16 protein-coding genes are annotated in these 19,700 nt (G+C 69.2%); 6 read left to right on the top strand and 10 right to left on the bottom strand.

The genetic code is table 11. The annotated features are described in order from the left end of the window. Positions 1 to 46: 46 nt before the first annotated feature. Together BLR99_RS07050 and cysC are read right to left on the bottom strand one after the other, a co-directional pair. Complete coding sequence (locus BLR99_RS07050) at positions 47 to 862, bottom strand: ubiquitin family protein (protein ID WP_046060594.1); 816 nt, start codon at positions 860 to 862, stop codon at positions 47 to 49. Between the two features lie 219 nt (positions 863 to 1,081). After that, a complete protein-coding gene (gene cysC / locus BLR99_RS07045) occupies positions 1,082 to 1,672 on the bottom strand; it encodes an adenylyl-sulfate kinase (protein WP_011797710.1) in 591 nt (196 codons plus the stop codon). 99 nt (positions 1,673 to 1,771) lie between these two features. Here cysC and uvrA point away from each other — a divergent pair, with 99 nt between their 5' ends. The 3 genes from uvrA (at position 1,772) to BLR99_RS07030 (ending at position 6,256) form a co-directional block, all read left to right on the top strand. Next, positions 1,772 to 4,843: an excinuclease ABC subunit UvrA gene (gene uvrA / locus BLR99_RS07040; RefSeq protein ID WP_011797709.1), complete on the top strand. Its 3,072-nt coding sequence runs from the start codon at positions 1,772 to 1,774 to the stop codon at positions 4,841 to 4,843. Positions 4,844 to 4,985: 142 nt separating this feature from the next. Beyond that, on the top strand, positions 4,986 to 5,855 hold the full coding sequence (locus BLR99_RS07035) for a DUF6402 family protein (protein ID WP_011797708.1): 870 nt from the start codon (positions 4,986 to 4,988) through the stop codon (positions 5,853 to 5,855). Continuing rightward, positions 5,855 to 6,256, top strand: a complete 402-nt coding sequence (locus tag BLR99_RS07030; RefSeq protein WP_011797707.1) for a hypothetical protein — start codon at positions 5,855 to 5,857, stop codon at positions 6,254 to 6,256. The genes BLR99_RS07035 and BLR99_RS07030 overlap by 1 nt, the downstream gene beginning before the upstream one ends. 34 nt (positions 6,257 to 6,290) lie before the next feature. Here the strand turns inward: BLR99_RS07030 and BLR99_RS07025 are convergent, their stop codons facing one another. From BLR99_RS07025 to BLR99_RS07015, 3 genes are all read right to left on the bottom strand, one after another. Continuing rightward, the gene (locus BLR99_RS07025; RefSeq protein ID WP_011797706.1) at positions 6,291 to 7,736 is read right to left on the bottom strand and encodes a DUF1501 domain-containing protein; all 1,446 of its coding nucleotides are present in this window, start codon (positions 7,734 to 7,736) and stop codon (positions 6,291 to 6,293) included. Positions 7,737 to 7,771: 35 nt separating this feature from the next. Continuing rightward, the gene (locus tag BLR99_RS07020) at positions 7,772 to 9,622 is read right to left on the bottom strand and encodes a DUF1800 domain-containing protein (protein WP_046060595.1); all 1,851 of its coding nucleotides are present in this window, start codon (positions 9,620 to 9,622) and stop codon (positions 7,772 to 7,774) included. A 204-nt stretch (positions 9,623 to 9,826) separates the two neighbouring features. Next, positions 9,827 to 11,806: a methyl-accepting chemotaxis protein gene (locus tag BLR99_RS07015; protein WP_046060596.1), complete on the bottom strand. Its 1,980-nt coding sequence runs from the start codon at positions 11,804 to 11,806 to the stop codon at positions 9,827 to 9,829. Positions 11,807 to 12,178: 372 nt separating this feature from the next. Between BLR99_RS07015 and BLR99_RS07010 the strand changes: the two genes are divergently transcribed. Together BLR99_RS07010 and BLR99_RS07005 are read left to right on the top strand one after the other, a co-directional pair. Further along, positions 12,179 to 13,120 carry an EamA family transporter gene (locus tag BLR99_RS07010; RefSeq protein WP_017439463.1) on the top strand — a complete coding sequence of 314 codons (942 nt, stop codon included), beginning with the start codon at positions 12,179 to 12,181 and terminating at the stop codon, positions 13,118 to 13,120. Between the two features lie 50 nt (positions 13,121 to 13,170). Next, entirely contained in the window at positions 13,171 to 13,506 is a 336-nt protein-coding gene (locus tag BLR99_RS07005; protein WP_011797702.1) for an SMR family transporter, read from the top strand. A 15-nt stretch (positions 13,507 to 13,521) separates the two neighbouring features. On the opposite strand, the gene BLR99_RS07000 is transcribed toward BLR99_RS07005, so the two are convergent. From BLR99_RS07000 to pyrF, 5 genes are all read right to left on the bottom strand, one after another. Then, a complete protein-coding gene (locus BLR99_RS07000; RefSeq protein WP_228193932.1) occupies positions 13,522 to 14,526 on the bottom strand; it encodes a M14 family metallopeptidase in 1,005 nt (334 codons plus the stop codon). After that, entirely contained in the window at positions 14,523 to 15,554 is a 1,032-nt protein-coding gene (locus BLR99_RS06995) for a Bug family tripartite tricarboxylate transporter substrate binding protein (RefSeq protein WP_011797700.1), read from the bottom strand. Before BLR99_RS06995 ends, BLR99_RS07000 begins: the two co-directional genes overlap by 4 nt. Before the next feature lie 128 nt (positions 15,555 to 15,682). Beyond that, complete coding sequence (locus tag BLR99_RS06990; protein ID WP_011797699.1) at positions 15,683 to 16,627, bottom strand: LysR family transcriptional regulator; 945 nt, start codon at positions 16,625 to 16,627, stop codon at positions 15,683 to 15,685. Positions 16,628 to 16,704: 77 nt separating this feature from the next. Beyond that, entirely contained in the window at positions 16,705 to 17,754 is a 1,050-nt protein-coding gene (locus BLR99_RS06985; RefSeq protein ID WP_082081956.1) for an acyltransferase family protein, read from the bottom strand. 116 nt (positions 17,755 to 17,870) lie between these two features. Then, a complete protein-coding gene (gene pyrF, locus BLR99_RS06980) occupies positions 17,871 to 18,695 on the bottom strand; it encodes an orotidine-5'-phosphate decarboxylase (protein WP_046060597.1) in 825 nt (274 codons plus the stop codon). A 91-nt stretch (positions 18,696 to 18,786) separates the two neighbouring features. Here pyrF and BLR99_RS06975 point away from each other — a divergent pair, with 91 nt between their 5' ends. Continuing rightward, positions 18,787 to 19,668, top strand: coding sequence for a DMT family transporter (locus BLR99_RS06975; RefSeq protein WP_046060598.1), 882 nt, complete (start codon positions 18,787 to 18,789; stop codon positions 19,666 to 19,668). Positions 19,669 to 19,700: the final 32 nt, after the last annotated feature.

Genomic DNA, 19,700 nt, shown 5'->3' with positions numbered 1-19,700 from the left:
AGACGGCGATTCTCGCCCATCGCGCGCCTGCCGCGCCGGCCGGCCGTCAGCGGCGACGCTGTCGCCAGCCGAGCACGCCCGCCGCGCAGGCCAGCAGCACCAGCGCGGCGGGGGAGAGCGTGGGCACCGGCGTGGCCTGGGCGGGTGCCGGCGCGGGGGCCAGCAGTGCCGGGCCGGCCGGATCGGCGATCACGCCCACGGTGGGGTCGGTGTCGCCCGCGCCGTTGTCGGTGATGGTGAAGGTGATCGTGTCGTCCGCGATCTGCGCGTCCGTCCACTCGAACCAGGTGTAGCGGTCCGCGCCGGGGCCGGAGGGGCCGAACTTGATGAGGCGGGTGCCGTCGGGCAGGGCCTGGGGGTATTGCAGCGTCACCGTCACGCTGCCGGTGCAGCTCGTGGCGACGAAGCGGAACACGCCGTGGGGAAACTGTGCGCCGGCCGGGCCGCCGGAGGGCATCTCGAAGGCGGTCTGCGTGGTGTCGAACTGGCAGCCGCCCGCGACGGCCGGGCCGGCCAGCGTGGCCGTGATGGTGCCCGTGCCGGTGGCCGACGCCGCCGAGAACGTGGTCGGGCTCAGCCGCAGCACGAGGTGCAGCGTGGAGTCCTTCTGGATGTTGTAGTCGGACAGCGTGCGGCCGTCCTCCAGCTGCTTGCCCGCGAAGATGAGGCGCTGCCGCTCGGGCGGAATGTCCTTCTGGTCCTGGATCTTCGCCTTCACGTTCTCGATGGAGTCGCTGGGCTCCACATCCAGCGTCAAGGTTTCGCCCGAGAGCATCTTCACGAAGACCTGCATGGCCCAGGCGCCCTGCGCCCCGGAGGCGAGCAGGCAGAGCAGCGCCAGCTGCGCGAAGGCGCGGCGCAAGGAAAGACGGGCGGGAAGCGGGAAGGGGTGGGAAAAACCGGAAGTCATGGGGCAACGGGACCTGGCCGCGCACGCCGGCGGCAAAAAGGCGGAAACGACGGGCGTAACTTTTGGATACAAAAGCGCATCCCCGCATCATGGCGGAACACCGCTGCCGTGTGAAGTGCGCTCTGCGCAATTTCCGCTGCCCACGGTCGGGCTGGAGCGGGCAACGGGCGCCTATGCCGACGGCAGGCCCAGTTGCGCGCGCAGGCGCTGCACGCACTGCGCCACGGAAAGCGCGTCGGTGCGCAGCTCCAATGCGGGGGCCTCCGGCGGCTCGTAGGGCGAGTCGATCCCCGTGAAGCGCGGCAGCGCGCCGCTGCGGGCCTGCCGGTACAGGCCCTTGGGATCGCGCTCCTCGGCCACGGCCAGCGGCACGTTCACGTACACCTCGACGAAATCCCCGGGCGCGAACAGCGCCTGCGCCGCGGCGCGCTCGGCCCGGAACGGCGAGATCAGCGCGACGATGGCGACCATCCCCGCGTCCACGAACAGCCGCGCCACATGCGCGGCCCGGCGGATGCTCTCGGCCCGGTCCGCATCGGTGAAGCCCAGGTCGCTGCTGAGCCCGGCGCGCAGGCGGTCACCGTCGAGCACGAAAGTGCGCAGGCCGTCGTGGTGCAGCGAGGTTTCCAGCGCGTGCGCGAGGGTGGTCTTGCCCGCGCCCGAGAGCCCGGTGAGCCAGACGGCCCGGGCGGGGTGGCCCTGCAGGCGTTCGCGGTCCTGGCGGGTGATGGCGGTGGAGGCGGCTGGCGGCGGGAAGATCATGGCGCGGGCGCCGGTGGAACGGGCTTCGATTATGGGCACGGGCACCGCCGGCCGGCCTCACCTATCATGGTGGGTTTCCCGCATGCCGACGCCCTTTAAGTGACTGAGCCCACCGCCTCCGATGATCCGCGCCCTGGCGAAGGGGCCTACCTGGCCCGCGCCCTGCGCGAGCAGCGCATCAGCATCCGCGGCGCGCGCACGCACAACCTCAAGAACATCGACCTGGACCTGCCGCGCAACCAGCTGGTGGTCATCACCGGGCTGTCGGGCTCGGGCAAGTCGAGCCTCGCGTTCGACACGCTCTATGCGGAGGGCCAGCGACGCTACGTGGAGAGCCTCTCGGCCTATGCGCGGCAGTTCCTGGGCCGGCTGGACAAGCCGGACGTGGACCTGATCGAGGGCCTGTCGCCCGCGATTTCCATCGAGCAGAAGGCCACCAGCCACAACCCGCGCTCCACCGTGGGCACGGTGACCGAGATCCACGACTACCTGCGCCTGCTCTACGCCCGCGCCGGCACGCCCTACTGCCCCGAGCACGGCCTGCCGCTGGCCGCGCAGACGGTGAGCCAGATGGTGGATACCGTGCTGGCGCTGCCCGAAGACACGCGTCTCATGGTGCTGGCCCCGGTGGCGCGTGGCCGCAAGGGCGAGTTCACCGACCTGTTCGCGCAGATGCAGGCGCTGGGCTACGTGCGTTTCCGGGTGGATGGAGCGATCCACGAGGTGGAGAACCTCCCCCAGCTGAAGAAAACCGAGAAGCACGACATCGACGTGGTGATCGACCGGCTGAAGGTGCGCGCGGACTCCGAGCCGGCGGCGAGCGGTGGATTCCGGCAGCGCCTGGCCGAGAGCTTCGAGGCCGCGCTGCGCGTGGGCCAGGAGGCAGCCGGCGCCGACGGCAACGGCCGCGTACTGGCGCTGGAGATGGATTCGGAGCGGGAGCACCTCTTTTCCAGCAAGTTCGCCTGCCCCGTCTGCGGCTTCTCGCTGCCCGAGCTGGAGCCGCGCCTGTTCTCGTTCAATTCGCCGATCGGTGCCTGCCCCACCTGCGACGGCCTGGGCCAGCAGGAGGTGTTCGATCCTGCGCGGGTCGTGGCCTTTCCGTCCCTGAGCCTGGCCAGCGGCGCCATCAAGGGCTGGGACCGGCGCAACGGCTATTACTTCGCCATGCTGGAGAGCCTGGCCCGGCACTATGGCTTCGATGTCGAGGCGCCGTTCGAGTCGCTGCCCGAACGCGTGCGCAGCGCCGTGCTGTACGGCTCCGGCGAGGAAGAGATCGCCTTCAGCTACATCCTGGACAGCGGTGCCAACAAGGGCAAGGCCATCGTCAGGAAGCACCCGTTCGAGGGCATTCTGCCGAACATGGCGCGGCGCTACCGCGAGACCGATTCCACCGTCGTGCGCGAAGACCTCGCCCGCCTGCGGAGCACCCAGCCCTGCCCCGACTGCCACGGCACGCGCCTGCGGCTGGAGGCGCGCCACGTGCGCGTGGGCGAGGGCGAGCAGTCCCGCGCCATCTACGAGGTGAGCCGCGCCACGCTTGCCGAGGCCCGGACCTGGTTCGAGGCGCTGCAGCTGAGCGGCGCCAAGGCCGAGATCGCCGGCAAGGTGGTGCGCGAGATCGCCACGCGCCTCACCTTCCTGAACGACGTGGGCCTGAACTACCTGAGCCTGGACCGCAGCGCCGAGACGCTCTCGGGCGGCGAGGCGCAGCGCATCCGCCTGGCCAGCCAGATCGGCTCGGGCCTGACGGGCGTGATGTACGTGCTCGACGAGCCCAGCATCGGCCTGCACCAGCGCGACAACGACCGGCTGATCGCCACGCTGCAGCACCTGCGCGACATCGGCAACAGCGTGATCGTGGTGGAGCACGACGAGGACATGATCCGCGCCGCCGACCACTGCGTGGACATGGGCCCGGGCGCGGGCGTGCACGGCGGCCGCGTGATGGCCCAGGGCACGAGCGACGAGCTGAGCGCCCACCCGGATTCGCTCACCGGCCAGTACCTATCGGGCGCGCGCCGCATCCCCGTGCCCGCACGCCGCACGCCCTGGCTGCCGGTGCTGGAGGCGGCGGAGCCCGAGCCCGCCAGGAAGGGCAAATCGCGCTTCCCCGAAACCGACGCGAGCCGCCGCCGCGCCGAGCGCATGGCCGAGCACCGCGCGAAGCAGGGGCGCCTGCAGGCGCTGCGCGTGGTGGGCGCCACGGGCCACAGCCTGAAGAACGTGAGCGTGGAGTTCCCCGTGGGCCTGCTCACCTGCGTGACGGGCGTCTCGGGTTCGGGCAAGAGCACGCTGGTCAACGACACGCTCTACGCCGCCGTGGCGCGCCAGCTCTACCGGTCCCACGACGAGCCGGCGCCGCACGAAGCGATCGAGGGCATCGAATACTTCGACAAGGTCATCAACGTCGATCAGTCGCCCATCGGCCGCACGCCGCGCAGCAATCCGGCCACCTACACGGGGCTGTTCACGCCGATCCGCGAACTGATGGCCGAGACCCATACCGCCCGCGAGCGCGGCTACGGTCCCGGGCGCTTCAGCTTCAACGTGGCCGGCGGGCGCTGCGAGGCCTGCCAGGGCGACGGCGTCGTGAAGGTGGAGATGCACTTCCTGCCCGACGTGTACGTGCCCTGCGACGTCTGCCATGGGCAGCGCTACAACCGCGAAACGCTCGAAGTGCAGTGGAAGGGCCGGAACATCGCGCAGATCCTGGAACTGACGGTGGAGGATGCCCACGCCTTCTTCCAGGACGTGCCGGCGATCGCCCGCAAGCTGCAGACACTGCTCGACGTGGGCCTGTCATACATCCGCCTGGGCCAGGCCGCCACGACCCTCTCGGGCGGCGAGGCCCAGCGCGTGAAGCTGGCCCAGGAGCTGTCCAAGCGCGACACGGGCCGCACGCTCTACATCCTGGACGAGCCCACCACGGGCCTGCACTTCGCGGACATCGACCTGCTGCTGAAGGTGCTGCACCAGCTGCGCGACGCGGGCAACACCATCGTGGTGATCGAGCACAACCTGGACGTCATCAAGACGGCCGACTGGATCATCGACATGGGTCCCGAAGGCGGGGCGGGCGGCGGTACCGTGGTGGCCGAGGGCACGCCCGAGGAGGTGGCGGCGAATCCGGCGAGCCATACGGGGCGGTATTTGGCGCGGTATTTGTAACGCTGCCTTCTTTTCACGGAATGGTTCGGTCGCTACAAATGTAACGAGGCGAACCCCGGTGGTTGAACTTACCAGCTCTTCCATAGAATCGCGCCGCTAAAACAACCGGCGGTTAGGGGAGGTTCCATGAGTGGAGTGGTCCATGTTGACCAGGGGCAACTGTGCGCAACTGGAGAAAAAACTGCCGCCCAAGGTGCGGATTTTCCAACTGGATGACATTCCGGGTGTGATGCGTTCGCGCTTGGGGTGGCCGGTGGCTGCGGCGTTGATGGAGCGGTGGTTTCGGGGGGCGGCGTTCGAGATGCCTGATCTTATGAAGCAAGGGCGCGACAACTATCGGTTGAGCCGTCTGATCCCGGCTTACTTGGACGAAAGCACCGTGACCATGGCATGGGCGCTTGGCTTTGCCAGAGTGCGTACCGCCATGACACAACTGCAGGCGCAATGGGCAAGTCCCGCGGGCAAGGCGCAGCTGCGACTCCATTTGAAAAAGCAAAGCGATATCCAAACCGAACCGCGTTGGAGGTTTGGTAATCTTGCGTTACCGGCAAAAATTCTGGATGAATCCTGTCAAGTGAACTTTATTGGTCTAGGCAGCCTTGCTGACCCCCTGGATGATTTCTATGGCGCCATGGGAGAGGCAACACTCAAAGTAGCCGTATCAGGAATAGTCACCAGAAAAGGTACAGGCCAGTTAGCTATTGATATTGACGAGCTGGGATTTTACTTGCGTGAATCTTATGATTTCAATGATCGAGAAAATAATTTTCTTTCGCAGCCGTTGGGATTTTGGGGGCATCAAGGCGTCCATCGCTTCGATGTAAGTGCATCGATAGCTGTTTCTCAGGAAGAAATAGAAGAAACTCAAAGCAAGGCGCCTGGTCGCACCTATTTTGTGCAAAACAACGACTTCCGAAAATGGCGTGCATTGCATGGTCGCGGCGGTGATTTCCTTGTGCTTTCCGATGTGCATCGGACAAGCCTGCCTTTTCCCGTCAAATTGGAGTGGTAATGAATTTTTCCCAACTCAAGAAGATTCCGTGTATTGTTTGGTGCTTGGCTGTGAATGCACTCGTGATCATGATCTGGTGCGCTGCTACCCCCACATTTTTCGACAGTGAAAACAGTCCACATCGGGTTTATCGTTTGGAGTTTCACAAGGCATCTCTTCTGCAAAAAATCGCCCACCCCACTTTCAAGATGCCTTATATCGTGCGCTTGTACAAGATCGAGCCCAAAACGCTGCTTGGGGAAAGCGAGGTCGTCGATCTCTGGCTGAACGGAGAAATCACGTGGTACTTGAATTCTTCTGTGGACCAGAATGAAGTTCGTGTCGGCAGAGACGTCGTTTTTGAAAAAGTCCCCCCGGAATGCACGCCAGCGTCGCCGTTGGTCAGTTGTCCCAAGCCGTGATGATTCGTGCGCTGCTGCCGTGTTGCAGTGCGGCTTACCCCATGAACCCCAGGTTCACCGGATACGCCGACCCCCCGAAATTCCCGATGCGCGGCAGCACGCCCGCCAGTTCCGTGTTCGCCACGCCGAACCAGCGCGCGAGGGTGGCGGCGTACTGGTCCACGGCGGTGCTGGGCAGCAGGCGCCCCTGGCCCACGTGCCACTGGTCCTCGCTGCCGCTGCCGTTGCCCACGCTGATGGGCGGGGGCGTGCCGTAGAAGGCCGCGCCGCGCACCGCGCCGCCCACGACGAAGTGGTGGCTGCCCCAGCCGTGGTCGGAGCCGTCGCCGTTCGAAGTGAGGGTGCGGCCGAAGTCCGACGCGGTGAAGGCCGTGACCTTGTCGGCCACGCCCAGTTCCGCGGTGGCGTTGTAGAAGGCGGTCATGGCGCTGCTCACCTTGTCCAGCAGCACGGGCTGGGTGGCGATGAGGTTGTCGTGCAGGTCGAAGCCGCCCAGCGAGACGAAGAACACCTGGCGCTTCGTGCCGAGCGCGCCGCGTGCCGCGATCAGCCGCGCCACCACCTTGAGCTGGTCGGCGAGGGCGTTGTTCGTGGGAAAGGCGGTGGACAGGCTCGTGCCGGCCAGGGCCGCGGAAATCTGCCCTTCCGCGCCGATGGAGCGCTGCGTGACGCGCGCGTATTCCGCCTCCAGCACGTGGCTGCTTGCGGCCTGCACCAGTTCGCCGAGCACGCTGCGCACCGCGCTGGAGCCATAGACATTGTTCTTCACGCCGTTGATGGGCACGGCGCCGCTGGGGCTGATCTGGTATTGCAGCGCCTGGTCGCCCGAAAGGAACACGGCGTTGCCGCTGGCCGAGATGCAGGTGAAGAGCGAGGTGGCGTTGGATGACAGCGCGAGGTCGCCCAGGTTCCCGCCCCAGCCCACGGTGGAGCCTTCGGCACCCTGCGACTGCCATACCGATTGCTGGTCGTTGTGCGAGAAGAGCTTGGGCGGCAGCGGATAGTTGCGCCGGTCGCCGCTCGCGTACTGCGCGCGCGTGAGCGGCACCAGCAGCGGGCCTACGTTGAGCTGCACGGCCGCGTGGCCGGCGTTGAAAAGGCCCGCCATGCCGGTCATGGCCGGATGCAGTGCGTACTGCAGGCCTCCTGCCAGCGGCGTGGCCGGCTGCAGCAGCGTGGCGCCCAGCGCCGCGCGCCCGAGCGCGATGCCGCCGGCCGTGCCGTCGGAGCCGCCGCCGCGGATGGCGGCGTACTGCGCGTAGCGGGTGCCGTCGTACGGCACGACGGTGTTGGCGTAGTCGCAGCCACCGGACAGGAAGACGCAGACCAGCGCCTTGTAGTCCTGCGCGTCGAAGGCGGCGGCCTCGCCCATCGCGGCGAGGTTGAGCGCCATGGGCAGCGCGGCGCCGGTGGCGGCGAGCTGGGCCGAGCGGCGCAGGAAGGCGCGGCGCGTGTGTCGTGCGGGATCGATGAACGGCATGGAATGGGCTCCGGTGGGGGGACGGCGCGGGCCGTTCACTTCTGCACGAGATAGGCCGGGCAGGCCATGACCAGGAAGACGGCTGCGGCCACGCGGTTGAGCTTGGCCGCCGCGCTGCTCGAGGCCGTGACCGGCGTGGCTGCCAGCGCATTGGCGATGCGCGCCTGCGTGGCATCGGAGATCTGGCCCCCCGACAGCAGCAGCGCCGCCTTGCGCACCAGTGCGGCCGGATCGGTCACCAGCGGGAGCAGGGCGGCATAGTCGCAGGTGATGTCGAAGCCGTTGTTGCCGTTGCTCGCGTTGTTCTGCGGCAGGTCGGGAGCGTTCACGAACAGGCCGTTGCGGATCGCGTTCTGCATGAAGTTCAGGTAGCCGCCCACGCTGGACTCGGTGACGATCTGGAACTCCGGCGCCACCTGCCCGGCGGACGCGATGGCCGTGGAGGGCGGCACGTAGCCGGGGCGGAAGAAATTGAACACCGAAGGCGAGCGCAGCGGGCTCTGCCCCAGCCGGGAGGCCGGGTCGCTCAGGTCGCCGAGCTTCCAGCTGCCGCGGGCCGACCGCAGGCCGAAGGTGCGGCCCCACTGGACGAAGCGCACCATGGGCTCGCGCAGTCGGCCGAAGGAGGGGCTGGACAGGCCTGCGGCATCCCGGGCCTCGCTGTCGAGCAGGATCGCTGCCACCACGGCGCGCAGGTCGCCGCGCACCCCGCTGCCGTTGTCCGAGAAGGCGGCCGCCACCCGCGCCACGTAGGCGGGGCTGGGGTTGCTCGTCACCAGCCGCTGGATGAGCTGCCGGCCGATGAACGGGGCGACGTTGGGGTGGTTGAAAAGCGTATCCAGCGCGGTCTTCAGGGCCGCATCGCCCGGGGTGCCCGCTCCGATGGTCGTACCCAGGAACGTCGCGGCCAGCGCCGAGTGCCGGCTGGCGACCAGCACCATCGGCCGCCCCGCCTGCTGGGGCCCCGGCACGGTGCTGGTGCCCACGGTGAACGACTGGTTCTGGCTGCGGTCGTAGTCGTAGCCGGTGAACACCCGCGCGAGGTTGCTCACGTCGGAGGGGCCGTAGGTCTCGATGCGGTTGCCGCTCGCGTCGCGCTGCTCGGTGCCGTCGGCGTTCAGCCGGTACAGGCCCAGTGTGAAGAGCTGCATCACCTCGCGGGCATAGTTCTCGTCGGGCTGGCGGCCGGTGCGCGCATCCTCCTTCTGGCTGCCCAGGGCGTTGAGGTACACGCCCATGGCGGGGTTGAGCGTCACGGCCTCCAGCAGCGCGCGGAAATTGCCGAGCGCATGCTGGTTGAGCACGTCCCAGTAGCCGGCGGCGAGGAACGCGGGCCACGGCTGGTTCAGTCCATTGGTGGAGACGACCATGATCTCCGAGAGCGCCAGCGCCACGCGCTTGCGCACGGCATCGCGCTCGGTGAAGAGCTGGCTCCACAGCATGTAATCGGCGGGGTAGGACGTGTTGTGGTAGCGCGTGTCCGCGTTCGCCACGCCATAGCCGCGCTGCGCCAGCCAGTCGGTGCCCGTCGTGCCGATGGGCTGCGCGAACTGTTCGGCCAGCCAGGCGGCGTAGCCTTTGGCGCGCACGGCGGCGATGTCCTCGTCGGTGGCGGAGAACTGGGCCTGGAGCAGGAAGCGCACGGCATCCGTTTCCGTGGCGGGCGCCGTGGCCGCCGTTCCGCCCCCCGTGCCTGCAGCGGTGCCGCTGGCACCGGCGGGGGACGCCGGCTCGCCCCCGCTGCCCCCGCCGCATGCGGCCAGCAGGCCGGCGGCGGCGAAGGCGGCCATGGCGGGCGAGGCCGGGGCCGCCGGTCCGGTGGGGGAGCGAGGCTGCGTCGGGTCGGCGGGCGGCAGCCCGGCGGGGGCCGTGGGATTGGAGTGCATGGGTGAGCTTCCGTGGGGGCGGAGACGGCGTGGACCGCCGGTGCGGGAACCGGTGCCTAACGGCAACGGAGGGTTCCCGGTTGTCAGCATGCATCCTGAATTGCAGGGAAATGGTGACGAAATGTCATCCTGCGGCCGGCCGTTGTACGGCCGAGTCAAAACGCCCACCAGCGCAGGGAGGGCGGGAGGCTGGTCAGGTGGCCGTCAGCCAGCTTCGCCTTGGCGAATGCGGAGCGTGCCCCCCGCGCCCGGCTCGTCGCCCGCGGCGAGCCGGAACACGGCTGCGGCGCGCACCAGCTCGTCGGCCTGCGTGCGCAGGCCATTGGCCGCCGCGGCCATTTCCTCGACCAGCGCCGCGTTCTGCTGGGTGGCCTGGTCCATCTGCGTGACGGCCTCGCCCACCTGCGCGACGCCCTGGCTCTGCTCCTGGCTGGCTTCGCTGATCTCCCCCATGATGCCCGTCACGCGCTGGATGGCCTGCACCACCTCGGCCATGGTCGCGCCCGCCTGGTCGGCGAGTTCGCCGCCCTGCTGCACGCGCTGCACGCTGTCGCCGATGAGCACCTTGATTTCCTTGGCGGCCTCGGCGCTGCGCCCCGCCAGGGCACGCACCTCGCTCGCCACCACGGCGAAGCCCCGGCCCTGCTCGCCGGCGCGGGCGGCTTCCACGGCCGCGTTCAGCGCCAGGATGTTGGTCTGGAACGCAATGGAATCGATCACCCCGATGATGTCGGCGATCTTTCCGGACGCGGTGCGGATGCCCTGCATGGTCTGCACCACCTGCGTCACCACCTCCCCGCCCTGGGCGGCGACCAGGCTGGCATTCATGGCGAGCTGGTTGGCCTGGCGCGCGTTGTCCGCGTTCTGCCGCACGGTGGCCGTCATCTGCTCCATCGAGGCGGCGGTTTCCTCCAGGGCGCTGGCCTGGCTTTCCGTGCGGGCCGAGAGATCCATGTTGCCCTGGGCGATCTCTGCGCTGGCCGTGGCCACGCCCTCGGCACCGCCGCGCACCTGGGCCACCATGGGCTTGAGGCGCGCGCGCATCTGCTGCTGCGTCGCGATGAGCCGGCCGACCTCGTTGGTGCCGTGCGGCACGTCGTCGCCGCTCAGGTCGCCGTCGGCCACCGCGCTGGCCAGCCGCACCGCCTGCGCGAGGGGCTGGGTGATCGAGCGCATGAACACCACGCCCAGGCCCAGGCCCAGCGCCAGCGCGAGCAGCAGCATGGCCGAGGCGGCGCCCAGCTTCCGCTGGTCGGCGGACACGCGCCGCAACAGCGCCGCGTCCAGGCTGGCCATCGCGGTGGTGTTGAGCTGGTTCAGCGCTTCCAGCGTGCCGGTGAGCTGGTCGAAGTAGTCCTTGGCGGGCATGGTGAGTTCGCTGGCCGACAGCAGGCTGCGGTCCACCAGCTGGCGCGATGCCGTCACGCGGGTGCGCACGTCCTGCACCGGGCCGGCCAGCGCCTTGCGCAGGTCTTCGTCCGCCAGCGCGCGCTCGAAATTGCGGAAGGTATCCGCCTCCAGCTCGCCCACGCGCTGCTGCAGCGCCTGCAGCGCGCCCCTGCCCTCCGGCGGCAGGGCCTGGCGCGCCAGGTAGCCGGAGCCCTGCCCGCGCAGCAGGCCGAGTTTTTCCCCGAGCATGGGTGCGTTCACCACGGCGGCCTGGATCAGGTCCTGCGTGGCCATGTCCGGATCGGTCTGGAAACCGTAGTGGTGCAGCAGTTCTTCCCCGATCTGCATCAGCGTCGCCACGAGCTGCGTGTGTTGGGCGAGGCTCTGCGGCGGCTGCAGCGAGCGTGCGGTGACGGCCTGTTCCAGGCTCTGCCACGTCTGTGCGGCGGCGTTCCACGCCTGCATCTGGGCCTGCGGCACACGGGCCTGGGTGAACGCCTTCTCGGCATCCGCGAAGGCCTGGTTGAGCGCGTCGCGCGCGGCGGGCCGGCGCGCTGCCAGTGCCTCGTCGCCGCCGAGCATGGCCGCCGACAGCCCGCGGTGGACCTGCAGCCGCTGAACCGCCCGGTTGACCGCGATCAGGGCCGGCGCGCCCTGGCTTTCGTAGCGCGCGGCCCCGATCTGCTGCAACGCGCCATGCACATACAGCACCGTGGGTAGCGCGCCCATGAGCAACGCGATGACCCCGAGGATGAGGAACTTGTGAAGCAGGCTCAGTCGATGCAGCAGGGACATGGTTTTGGCGGTCTGTTGATGAAAGGGCTTGCGCGGCGGCCTCCCTCAGCGCGGTTGCCGGCATTTCGCCACCGTGCGTAAGCAATTGTCAGACACTCCTCGTGTAAATGGTGTGCCGACAAGCGGAAAAATTGACGGGCATCAAGTTCGCCGCGTCTTCATAATCCCTGCGTCGATGGCCTGCGGCGCGACAGCCGCGCACCTTCCACGATGCCCGTGCCCAGCGCGGGGCCGTGCGCCCCCTCCGTCCCGTTCTTCCCCTCCTGCCATGCTCTTTTTCCTGCCATCGCCTTCTCCCGTCCCGCCGCATCCGGCGCGCTCCCGTGCCATGCCCCAGGGGCGCCGGGCCGCCCGGGGTGCCGGGAGCTGTCGTTGAGCGCCGGACCGCAGGCAGCGCCCCTGGCGCCGCGGGATCTGCTGGCAGCGCTCGCGGTCGTCGTCCTCTGGGGCGTCAACTTCGTCGCCATGAAGTGGGGGCTGCGCTCCTTCTCCCCGTTCCAGCTGGGTGCCATGCGATACGTCTTCGCGGCCCTGCCGCTGGTGTTCTTCCTGCGCCCGCCCGCCGTGCGCTGGCGCTGGGTGGTGCTCTACGGGCTCTTCCAGGGCGTGGGGCAGTTCGGCATGGTGTTCCTGGCCTTGCGCGTGGGACTCACCGCGGCGCTGGCGAGCGTGCTGCTGCAGACCCAGGTCTTCTTCACCGCGTTCTGGGCCTTCCTGCTGCTGCACGAGCGGCCGGGCCGGCCGCTGCTCGTCGGGCTGGCCCTGGCCGCGCTGGGCCTGGTCTGTTTCGGCATGCATTTCGTCACGCCCGGCGCGGTCTCGGACGACGTGACCCTGGCAGGCGTGGGGCTCGCGCTCTGCGGCGCCGCCTCCTGGGCCGCATCGAACATCGTGGCGCGCAGGGCGCAGCAGGAATCGCCGGGCTACCGGCCCCTGGCCTTCGTGGCCTGGAGCAGCCTCGTGCCCATCCTGCCTTTCATGGCGCTGTCCGCCGCCTTCGATGCCGACGCGCCGCGCTGGATGCAGGCCGATGCGTGGGCCGCGCTGCCCTTGCTGGCCTGGGGCTCGGTCGCCTACCTCGGCTGGGCCGCCACCATCCTGGGCTACGGCCTCTGGACCGGGCTGCTGACGCGCTACCCCGCCAACCGCGTGGCCCCGTTCAGCCTCGCCGTGCCGGTCGTGGGCCTGTCCGCCGGCATGCTGGTGCTGGGTGAAACCGTCTCGCCGTGGCAGTGGGCCGGCATCGCGGCGGTGGTGGCCGCGCTGGCCTGCGTGGTGCTGGGGCCGCGCTGGGCCGCCGCACGGCGGCGATAGGCACAAGCCCATGCATGCCACCTTCGCGAGTCGGTGGTCCAATCGGTGCCATGGGCATCCACCACCTCTACCTCGCGATAGCGATCGGCGCCGAGGTCCTGGCGACTTCGTTCCTCAAGGCGTCCGACGGCTTCTCCCGGCCCGTGCCGAGCCTGGTCACCGTGGCCGGCTACGGCGTGTCGTTCTATTTCCTGTCGCTCACCCTGCAGGCGATTCCCACGGGCATCGCCTATGCCATCTGGTCCGGCGTGGGCATCGTGCTCGTCTCGACCGTCGGCTGGCTGGTCTATGGCCAGCGGCTGGACGGCCCCGCGCTGGCCGGCATGGGATTGATCCTGGCGGGCGTGCTGGTGATCAACCTGTTCTCCAGCACGGCCGGCCACTGAGGGACGGCGGCGGGACTACAGCGGCCTCCGCCGCGCGAAGCGCACGACGGTCACGCCCGCGCGGGCCTGGCGCGTGGAGGGCATCACCAGCACGCAATCGTCGTAGGGCGTGGCGACGAGCTCGCCGTCGTTGTCGCCGATCACCGTGCCGGCCCGGGGAATGACGTCCAGGGCCGCCACGGGCCGCGTGAAGCGAAAGCCGCTGCTGCGCGCCACGACCGGGCCGGTCACTTCCAGCGCCCACTGTCGCGGTGCATCGGGTTGACGCCAGCCGGGCAGGGCCCGCGCCAGCGTGGCCGCGTCCAGCGAGCCCGCCGTCTCCAGGAACCGCACGCACTGGTCGCGTGCCACGGCGCGGCTCGCCGGGTCGCCGTGGAAGCCGCATTCGACGAGCAGCGAGCGCGTGCCGTCGGGGCCCGCCTCATCGGCATCCGGCCGGCCGAAGCGGCCGTAGTCGCGCATGCGCACACCGTCCTGGTGGCCGGCATCGGCCACCACGTACTCTGGCGCGCCCATGCGCCGCGCCAGCGCCTGGTTGCGCGCATGCGGGCCGGTCAGCAGCAGCGGTGCGCCGGGCTCGTGCATGGAGTGCAGGTCGAGCAGCCAGCCGGCCTCGCGCACGAACGGGCGCAGCGCAGCGGCGCGGCGGCGCTCCCGCGTGTCCGCGGCATCCAGGCGGTCGTCGCTCCACTGGCGGTTCATGTCCTCTTCCACGAAGCGCGATGCGTCGTGGTCCTGCGGATCGAAGCGGTCGAAAGCCGCCAGGTTGCAGAAGGCCAGGGTGAGCCGGCCTGCTTCGGGGCGGATGCCGGCCTCCAGCAGGTCGCACAGCGCCCAGGCGCCGCACAGCTCGTTGCCGTGCACGAGCGCGGTGATCAGCACGTCCGGTCCGGGCCGGCCGGAATCGAAGCGCCAGACGCCTTCGGTGCCGGTGTTGCCGGCCCGCCAGGCCCCGAGGTCGGGCCTGGGGAGATCGAAGCGCAGCGGCGCGGCGGTGGTGTCGGTGGCGTGCTGCATCATTCCTCGATCTTCGCGAATTGGACAATCTTGCGGTACTTGGCCACTTCGGCCGCGACGAACGCGTCGGGATCGACCGACGGGGAAGCCACGACCGATCCGCTGGCTTCCATCTTCTTGCGGAAATCCGCCGATTGCAGCGCCTCCAGGGTGGCCTTGCGCAGCTTGTCGGCCACCGGGCGCGGCAGGTGGGCCGGGCCCATGAGCGCGAACCACACGTTGATGTCCACGTTCTTGAACTGCGGCACCTCGGAGAGCGCAGGAATGTCGGGCGTGATGGCCGAGCGGCGCGCTTCCGTCGTGCCCAGCGCCACCATCTTGCCGCTGCGGATCTGGGGCAGGGCGCTGGAGAGCACGAAGACGCCGAACTCGATGTTGTTGCCCAGCAGGTCGCTGGTGAGCGGCGCCACGCCGCGGTAAGGAATGTGCGTCATGAAGAGCTGGCCCTGCTCCTTGACCATCTCGCCGGCCAGGTGCAGCGAGGTGCCCACGCCCGAACTGCCGTAGCTTGTCCTGCCCGGCTGCGAGCGCACGCGCTGCACGAAATCGGCGGCGTTCTTCACGCCCGAGCCGGCGGACGCCACCAGCACCAGGGGCTGCGAGGCCACCAGCGCCAGCGCGGTGAAATCCTTGACGTCGTACTTGACCTTCTTCGTGACGAGCCGGTTGATGGCGATCTCGTTGCTCGCGCCCAGCAGCAACGTGTAGCCGTCGGGCGCACTGCTGGCCACTTTCTGCGCGCCGATCGCGCCCCCGGCCCCGCCGAGGTTCTCGATCACGACCGGCACGCCCAGGCGCGCGGAGAGTTCCGGCCCCAGGGTGCGGGCCGTCAGGTCGGTGCTGCCGCCGGGCGGGTAGCCCACGACCAGGGTGATCGGCCGCGCGGGCCAGGCGTCCTGCGCAAGGGCGGACTGGGGTCCGGCCATGGCGCAGGCCAGTGCCAGTGGAGCGATCAGGGCCAGGGCGCGGCGGGCCGCGTGGGGCCTGCCGCGGCCGGAGCCACTGGCCCGGAAAGTGCGAAAAGAGGACATGGGACGGTCTCCGTGGGGGAGTGGACGCAGGGGGTGGGCACGATTGTCGGACCCGCGTGCAGGCAGACGGTGCCAAATGGGCACGAAGCCGTGCCGATCCGGCACCACCGGCGGGTGCAGCCCGGCAGTCAGGCGCGCACGAAAGCCTGCCATGCCGCCTCGGCGGCATCGGTGAGCCGGCGCTTGGGCCGGACCAGCCGAACGTCGAAACGCAGTTCCAGGCGGCGTTCACCGGCCGCAGCCAGCCGTCCGGCCTGGCAGTCGGCCCGCACCATGGACCAGGGCAGCCAGGCAACGCCCAGTCCGCGGTGCACGTACTCGTATTGCGCGTCGGCCGAGTCGCATTCGATGATGCGGCGCAGCCGGGGCGCCAGCGGGTGCCGCGCCAGCAGGTCTTCCACCAGCCGGCCGAGCGCCAGCGTGTCGGCGTAGGCGAGGTAAGGCACCGCGGAGCCGGACGAAGCCAGTGCATGCCGCGGCAGGCCCTGGGAATCCGCGCGCGACACGGGCACGAGCCGGTCGGACGCGAGCGTGGCGTGGGCGTAGGAGCGCCCGTCCAGCCGCACTTCGAGCGCGGCATGGTGGTAGCCCAGCCAGAAGTCCGCCTCGCCGCGCTCCAGCATCTCCACCGTCTGCGCCAGCCCGTTGGTCACTACCCGCAGCTCTGCGGACTGCAGGACCGCCCGCAGCCGCGGGAGGGCGTCCGCCAGCGCCGTGCGCGCCAGCGTGCGGCCCGTGGCGATGGTGACCGAGCGCGCCTGCCGGCCGGCGATGGCGCGCAGCTCCCCCTGCGATTGGGAGAGCTCGCGCGCGAGCTGCTCCGCCGTCGCGAGAAAGGCCGTTCCCGCCGCCGTCAGCCGCACCGGGCCGCCCGCACCGCCGCGGCCACGGGGATGGCCGGCGTCCTGCTCCTGCGCACCGCCGCGCTCCACCAGGGCCGTGCCGGCCCAGGCCTCCAGTGCCCGGATGCGCCGCCCGAATGCGGGATGCGTGACGTGCCGCAGTTCGGCTGCGCGGGTGAAACTGCGTTCCTGGGCCAGCGCGATGAAGTCTTCCATCCATTTGAGCTGCATGACAGGTGCTACCGCTGTTGAGTGTGTCGGCCTGGGGCCTTCTGGCCCCGCGGCCCTGGATGGCCGGCACGGGCAGCTCAATGCGGCTGCACCGCCGTACCGGCGTGAAGCAGCTTGCGCTTGAAATACCTGCTCAATGGCCTGTCCACGAAGACATACATCATGCTGCCGCAACCCAGCGCCAGTCCCAGGATGACCGCTATGCCGAAAGGCGTGTAGGGATCGATGAGGTCCATTTTCTGATGGGCAATTTTCCTCACCCCCTCCACGACATAGTAGTGGCTCAGGTAAGTCGCGTAGCTGGCGTCGCCGATCGAGACGAGGACTCCCGACAGTTTGCTCTCCTGCACGAAGCGGGTTTCCTCGCAGCCGATGAAGCACATCACGAGGAGGGTCGATGGCACCCCAAACAGGAGAACCCGCGGGACGTCCACTTCCCGGATTTCGAGACACGCCATCGCCATGTATGAGGCTGCAGCCGCCAGAAACAGATGGGATTTTCTGAACCTTGCCAGTATGTTTTTCCTGTATGCCGCATGGGCGAGCATTCCAAGGATGAATTCAAAAACCAACGAGGTCCCGAAAAACTCTGCGGCCACCGTCCCCGAAGCGTATTTGCCCGCCAAATAGGCGGCCGTTATGAGAAAAGCTACCGAAATCATCTGGACGTGCCGGGCCTTGGCCCTGGCCAAAAGCACCAGCCATGCGCAGAGGTAGAAGAACATCTCGTAATTGAGCGTCCAGCCGACGGCCAGCATGGGATGCAGGGCGCCGTTTTCCTTGAAATAGGGGATGAACAGCAGTGACCTGGCGTAGTTTCCGAGGTTCGCCGTGGTGGAATTGAGCAATTCCGGTTTCAGGGCGGCAAGCAGCAGAACGCTTGTCGTCAATATCCAATAGAGCGGGACGATTCTCGATACCCTGCTGACCGCGAACCTCGTGGCGGGTTCCCCGGTCGCCATGATCATCGCCATCAGAAAGCCGCTGAGGACGAAGAAGATATCCACACCAAAGGAACCGAAAACCGGCTCGGCCTTGATGTGGAAGTACACAACGCTTGTCGCCGCGAGGGCCCTGAGTATCTGCAGGGACTTGATGTTCCTCATTCCCTCGCGTGCAGTTGCCATGTTGAAAAGATGTTGGAGTTCTCCAGCGCTGCGGGTGCCGCGTCCGGCCGCCGCGGAGTCGCCCGAGGCGCTCCGGGGCGGGCATGCCGGCAGCGCCAGCCGTCACCCGGCTGCGTTCAGCCCCGTGCTGCGTTCAACGCATCGCGCGTGGCCTGCGCCGCCTGCCGTGCCGCAGCGGCGAAGCCTTCGTCCGCGCTCGCATACAGGATGGCGCGCGAGGAGTTCACGACGATCGGGCCGTCCGGCCGCAGCCCGGCGCGCACCGTGGCGGCCGCATCGCCGCCCTGGGCGCCCACGCCCGGGATGAGCAGCGGCAGCGTCGGGGCGAGGGCGCGCACGCGCTCGATCTCGGCCGGGTAGGTGGCGCCCACCACGAGGCCCAGCTGGCCGTTGCGGTTCCAGGGCCCCTGGGCCTGCCGCGCGATGTGTTCGAACAGCAGCGGCTGGCCGTCCACGCTCGCCAGGCGCTGGCTCTGCAGGTCGTCGCCGCCCGGGTTGGACGTGCGGCACAGCAGGAAGGCGCCCTTGCCGTGGTAGGCCAGGTAAGGCTCGATCGAGTCGAAGCCCATGAAGGGCGAGAGCGTCACCGCGTCGGCGCCGTAGCGCTCGAAGGCCTCGATCGCGTACTGCTGGGCCGTGGAGCCGATGTCGCCGCGCTTGGCGTCCAGGATCACGGGCACGTGCGGAGCGGTGGCGCGCATGTGCCGCATGAGGCGCTCGAGCTGCTCTTCCGCGCGGTGGGCGGCGAAATACGCGATCTGCGGCTTGAATGCGCAGGCCAGGTCGGCCGTGGCATCGACGATCGCCGCACAGAAGTCGTAGATGCGGCCGGCATCGCCGCGCAGGCCGGCGGGAAAGCGCGATGGCTCGGGGTCCAGGCCCACGCAGAGCAGGGAGTCGTTGCGCGCGGTGGCGCCGCGCAGCATGTCGATGAAGGTCATGGCCGGGATTGTAGAAGGCGCCCCCTGCGCCCCCGGGCCGGGTGCCGCGCACGACTGCGCGGGTTGCGCCTCCCCGATACGATCCGCATCCATGCCCGTACTCACTTGCCGCCAGCTCGCCGTGCTCGTTGTCCTGACCCTGGTGTGGGGACTGAACTGGCCGGTGATGAAACTGGGCGTGACGGGCTTTCCGCCGCTGACCTTCCGCGTGCTGGTGCTCGGCCTGGGGCTGCCGCTGCTCGGCGCGGTGCTGGCGGCCCTGCGCCTGCCCTTCGCCGTGCCGCGCGCCTACTGGTGGCCCCTCGCGGGCCTGGGTCTCGCGAACATGGTGGTGTGGTACGTGCTGGCCATCCTGGCCATCCCCGAGCTCTCGAGCGGACGGGCGGCCATCCTGGGCTACACCATGCCGATCTTCTCGGCGGTGCTGGGCGCCGCCTGCTTCGGCGAACGCCTGGCGCCCCGGGCGTGGTGCGGCGTCGCTGCGGCGGCCGGTGGCGTGTTCCTGCTGCTGTGGCACGAACTGAGCGCCCTCGGCGGCCGTCCGTATGGCGTGCTGCTGATGCTTTCGGCCGCGGCCGCCTGGGGGCTGGGCACGCAGCTGCTGCGGCGCAGCACCATCCCCCTGCCCACGCTCACGCTGTCGTTCTGGATGACGGTGCAGACGCTGGCGGTGCTGGTCGTGCTGTCGGTGGTGTTCGAGCGTGACCGCTGGGCGATGCCCACGCCGGTCGTATGGGGCGCCGTGCTCTACAACGCCGTGCTGGCCTTCGGCTTCGCGCAGCCGGCCTGGTTCTACCTGGCACGCACGCTGCCGCCCGTGGCCTCCACGCTGTCCGTGATGTTCATCCCCGTGCTCGGCGTGTTCGGCGGCGCGCTGTGGCTGGGCGAACGCCTGCACTGGCAGGATTGGGCGGCCGTGGCGCTGATGGTGGCCGCCATCGCCTCGGTGCTGTGGCCGGATCGGAGAGCGTGAAGCCGCAGTTCCCGCCAGATGGGCGGGATCGG

The organism is Paracidovorax citrulli, from assembly GCF_900100305.1.
Taxonomy (GTDB): Bacteria; Pseudomonadota; Gammaproteobacteria; order Burkholderiales; family Burkholderiaceae_C; genus Paracidovorax; species Paracidovorax citrulli.
The sequence above is the reverse complement of the archived record's forward strand: the minus strand, read 5'-3'. Positions and strand labels throughout refer to the sequence as shown.

What these genes read in the sequence shown, in the direction of transcription:
- cysC (WP_011797710.1), bottom strand. Translation starts at nt 1,672, where the DNA reads ATGATCTTCCCGCCGCCAGCCGCCTCCACCGCCATCACCCGCCAGGAC.
- BLR99_RS07035 (WP_011797708.1), top strand. Translation starts at nt 4,986, where the DNA reads ATGTTGACCAGGGGCAACTGTGCGCAACTGGAGAAAAAACTGCCGCCC.
- BLR99_RS07030 (WP_011797707.1), top strand. Translation starts at nt 5,855, where the DNA reads ATGAATTTTTCCCAACTCAAGAAGATTCCGTGTATTGTTTGGTGCTTG.
- BLR99_RS07025 (WP_011797706.1), bottom strand. Translation starts at nt 7,736, where the DNA reads ATGCCGTTCATCGATCCCGCACGACACACGCGCCGCGCCTTCCTGCGC.
- BLR99_RS07020 (WP_046060595.1), bottom strand. Translation starts at nt 9,622, where the DNA reads ATGCACTCCAATCCCACGGCCCCCGCCGGGCTGCCGCCCGCCGACCCG.
- BLR99_RS07015 (WP_046060596.1), bottom strand. Translation starts at nt 11,806, where the DNA reads ATGTCCCTGCTGCATCGACTGAGCCTGCTTCACAAGTTCCTCATCCTC.
- BLR99_RS07005 (WP_011797702.1), top strand. Translation starts at nt 13,171, where the DNA reads ATGGGCATCCACCACCTCTACCTCGCGATAGCGATCGGCGCCGAGGTC.
- BLR99_RS07000 (WP_228193932.1), bottom strand. Translation starts at nt 14,526, where the DNA reads ATGATGCAGCACGCCACCGACACCACCGCCGCGCCGCTGCGCTTCGAT.
- BLR99_RS06995 (WP_011797700.1), bottom strand. Translation starts at nt 15,554, where the DNA reads ATGTCCTCTTTTCGCACTTTCCGGGCCAGTGGCTCCGGCCGCGGCAGG.
- BLR99_RS06990 (WP_011797699.1), bottom strand. Translation starts at nt 16,627, where the DNA reads ATGCAGCTCAAATGGATGGAAGACTTCATCGCGCTGGCCCAGGAACGC.
- BLR99_RS06985 (WP_082081956.1), bottom strand. Translation starts at nt 17,754, where the DNA reads ATGGCAACTGCACGCGAGGGAATGAGGAACATCAAGTCCCTGCAGATA.
- pyrF (WP_046060597.1), bottom strand. Translation starts at nt 18,695, where the DNA reads ATGACCTTCATCGACATGCTGCGCGGCGCCACCGCGCGCAACGACTCC.
- BLR99_RS06975 (WP_046060598.1), top strand. Translation starts at nt 18,787, where the DNA reads ATGCCCGTACTCACTTGCCGCCAGCTCGCCGTGCTCGTTGTCCTGACC.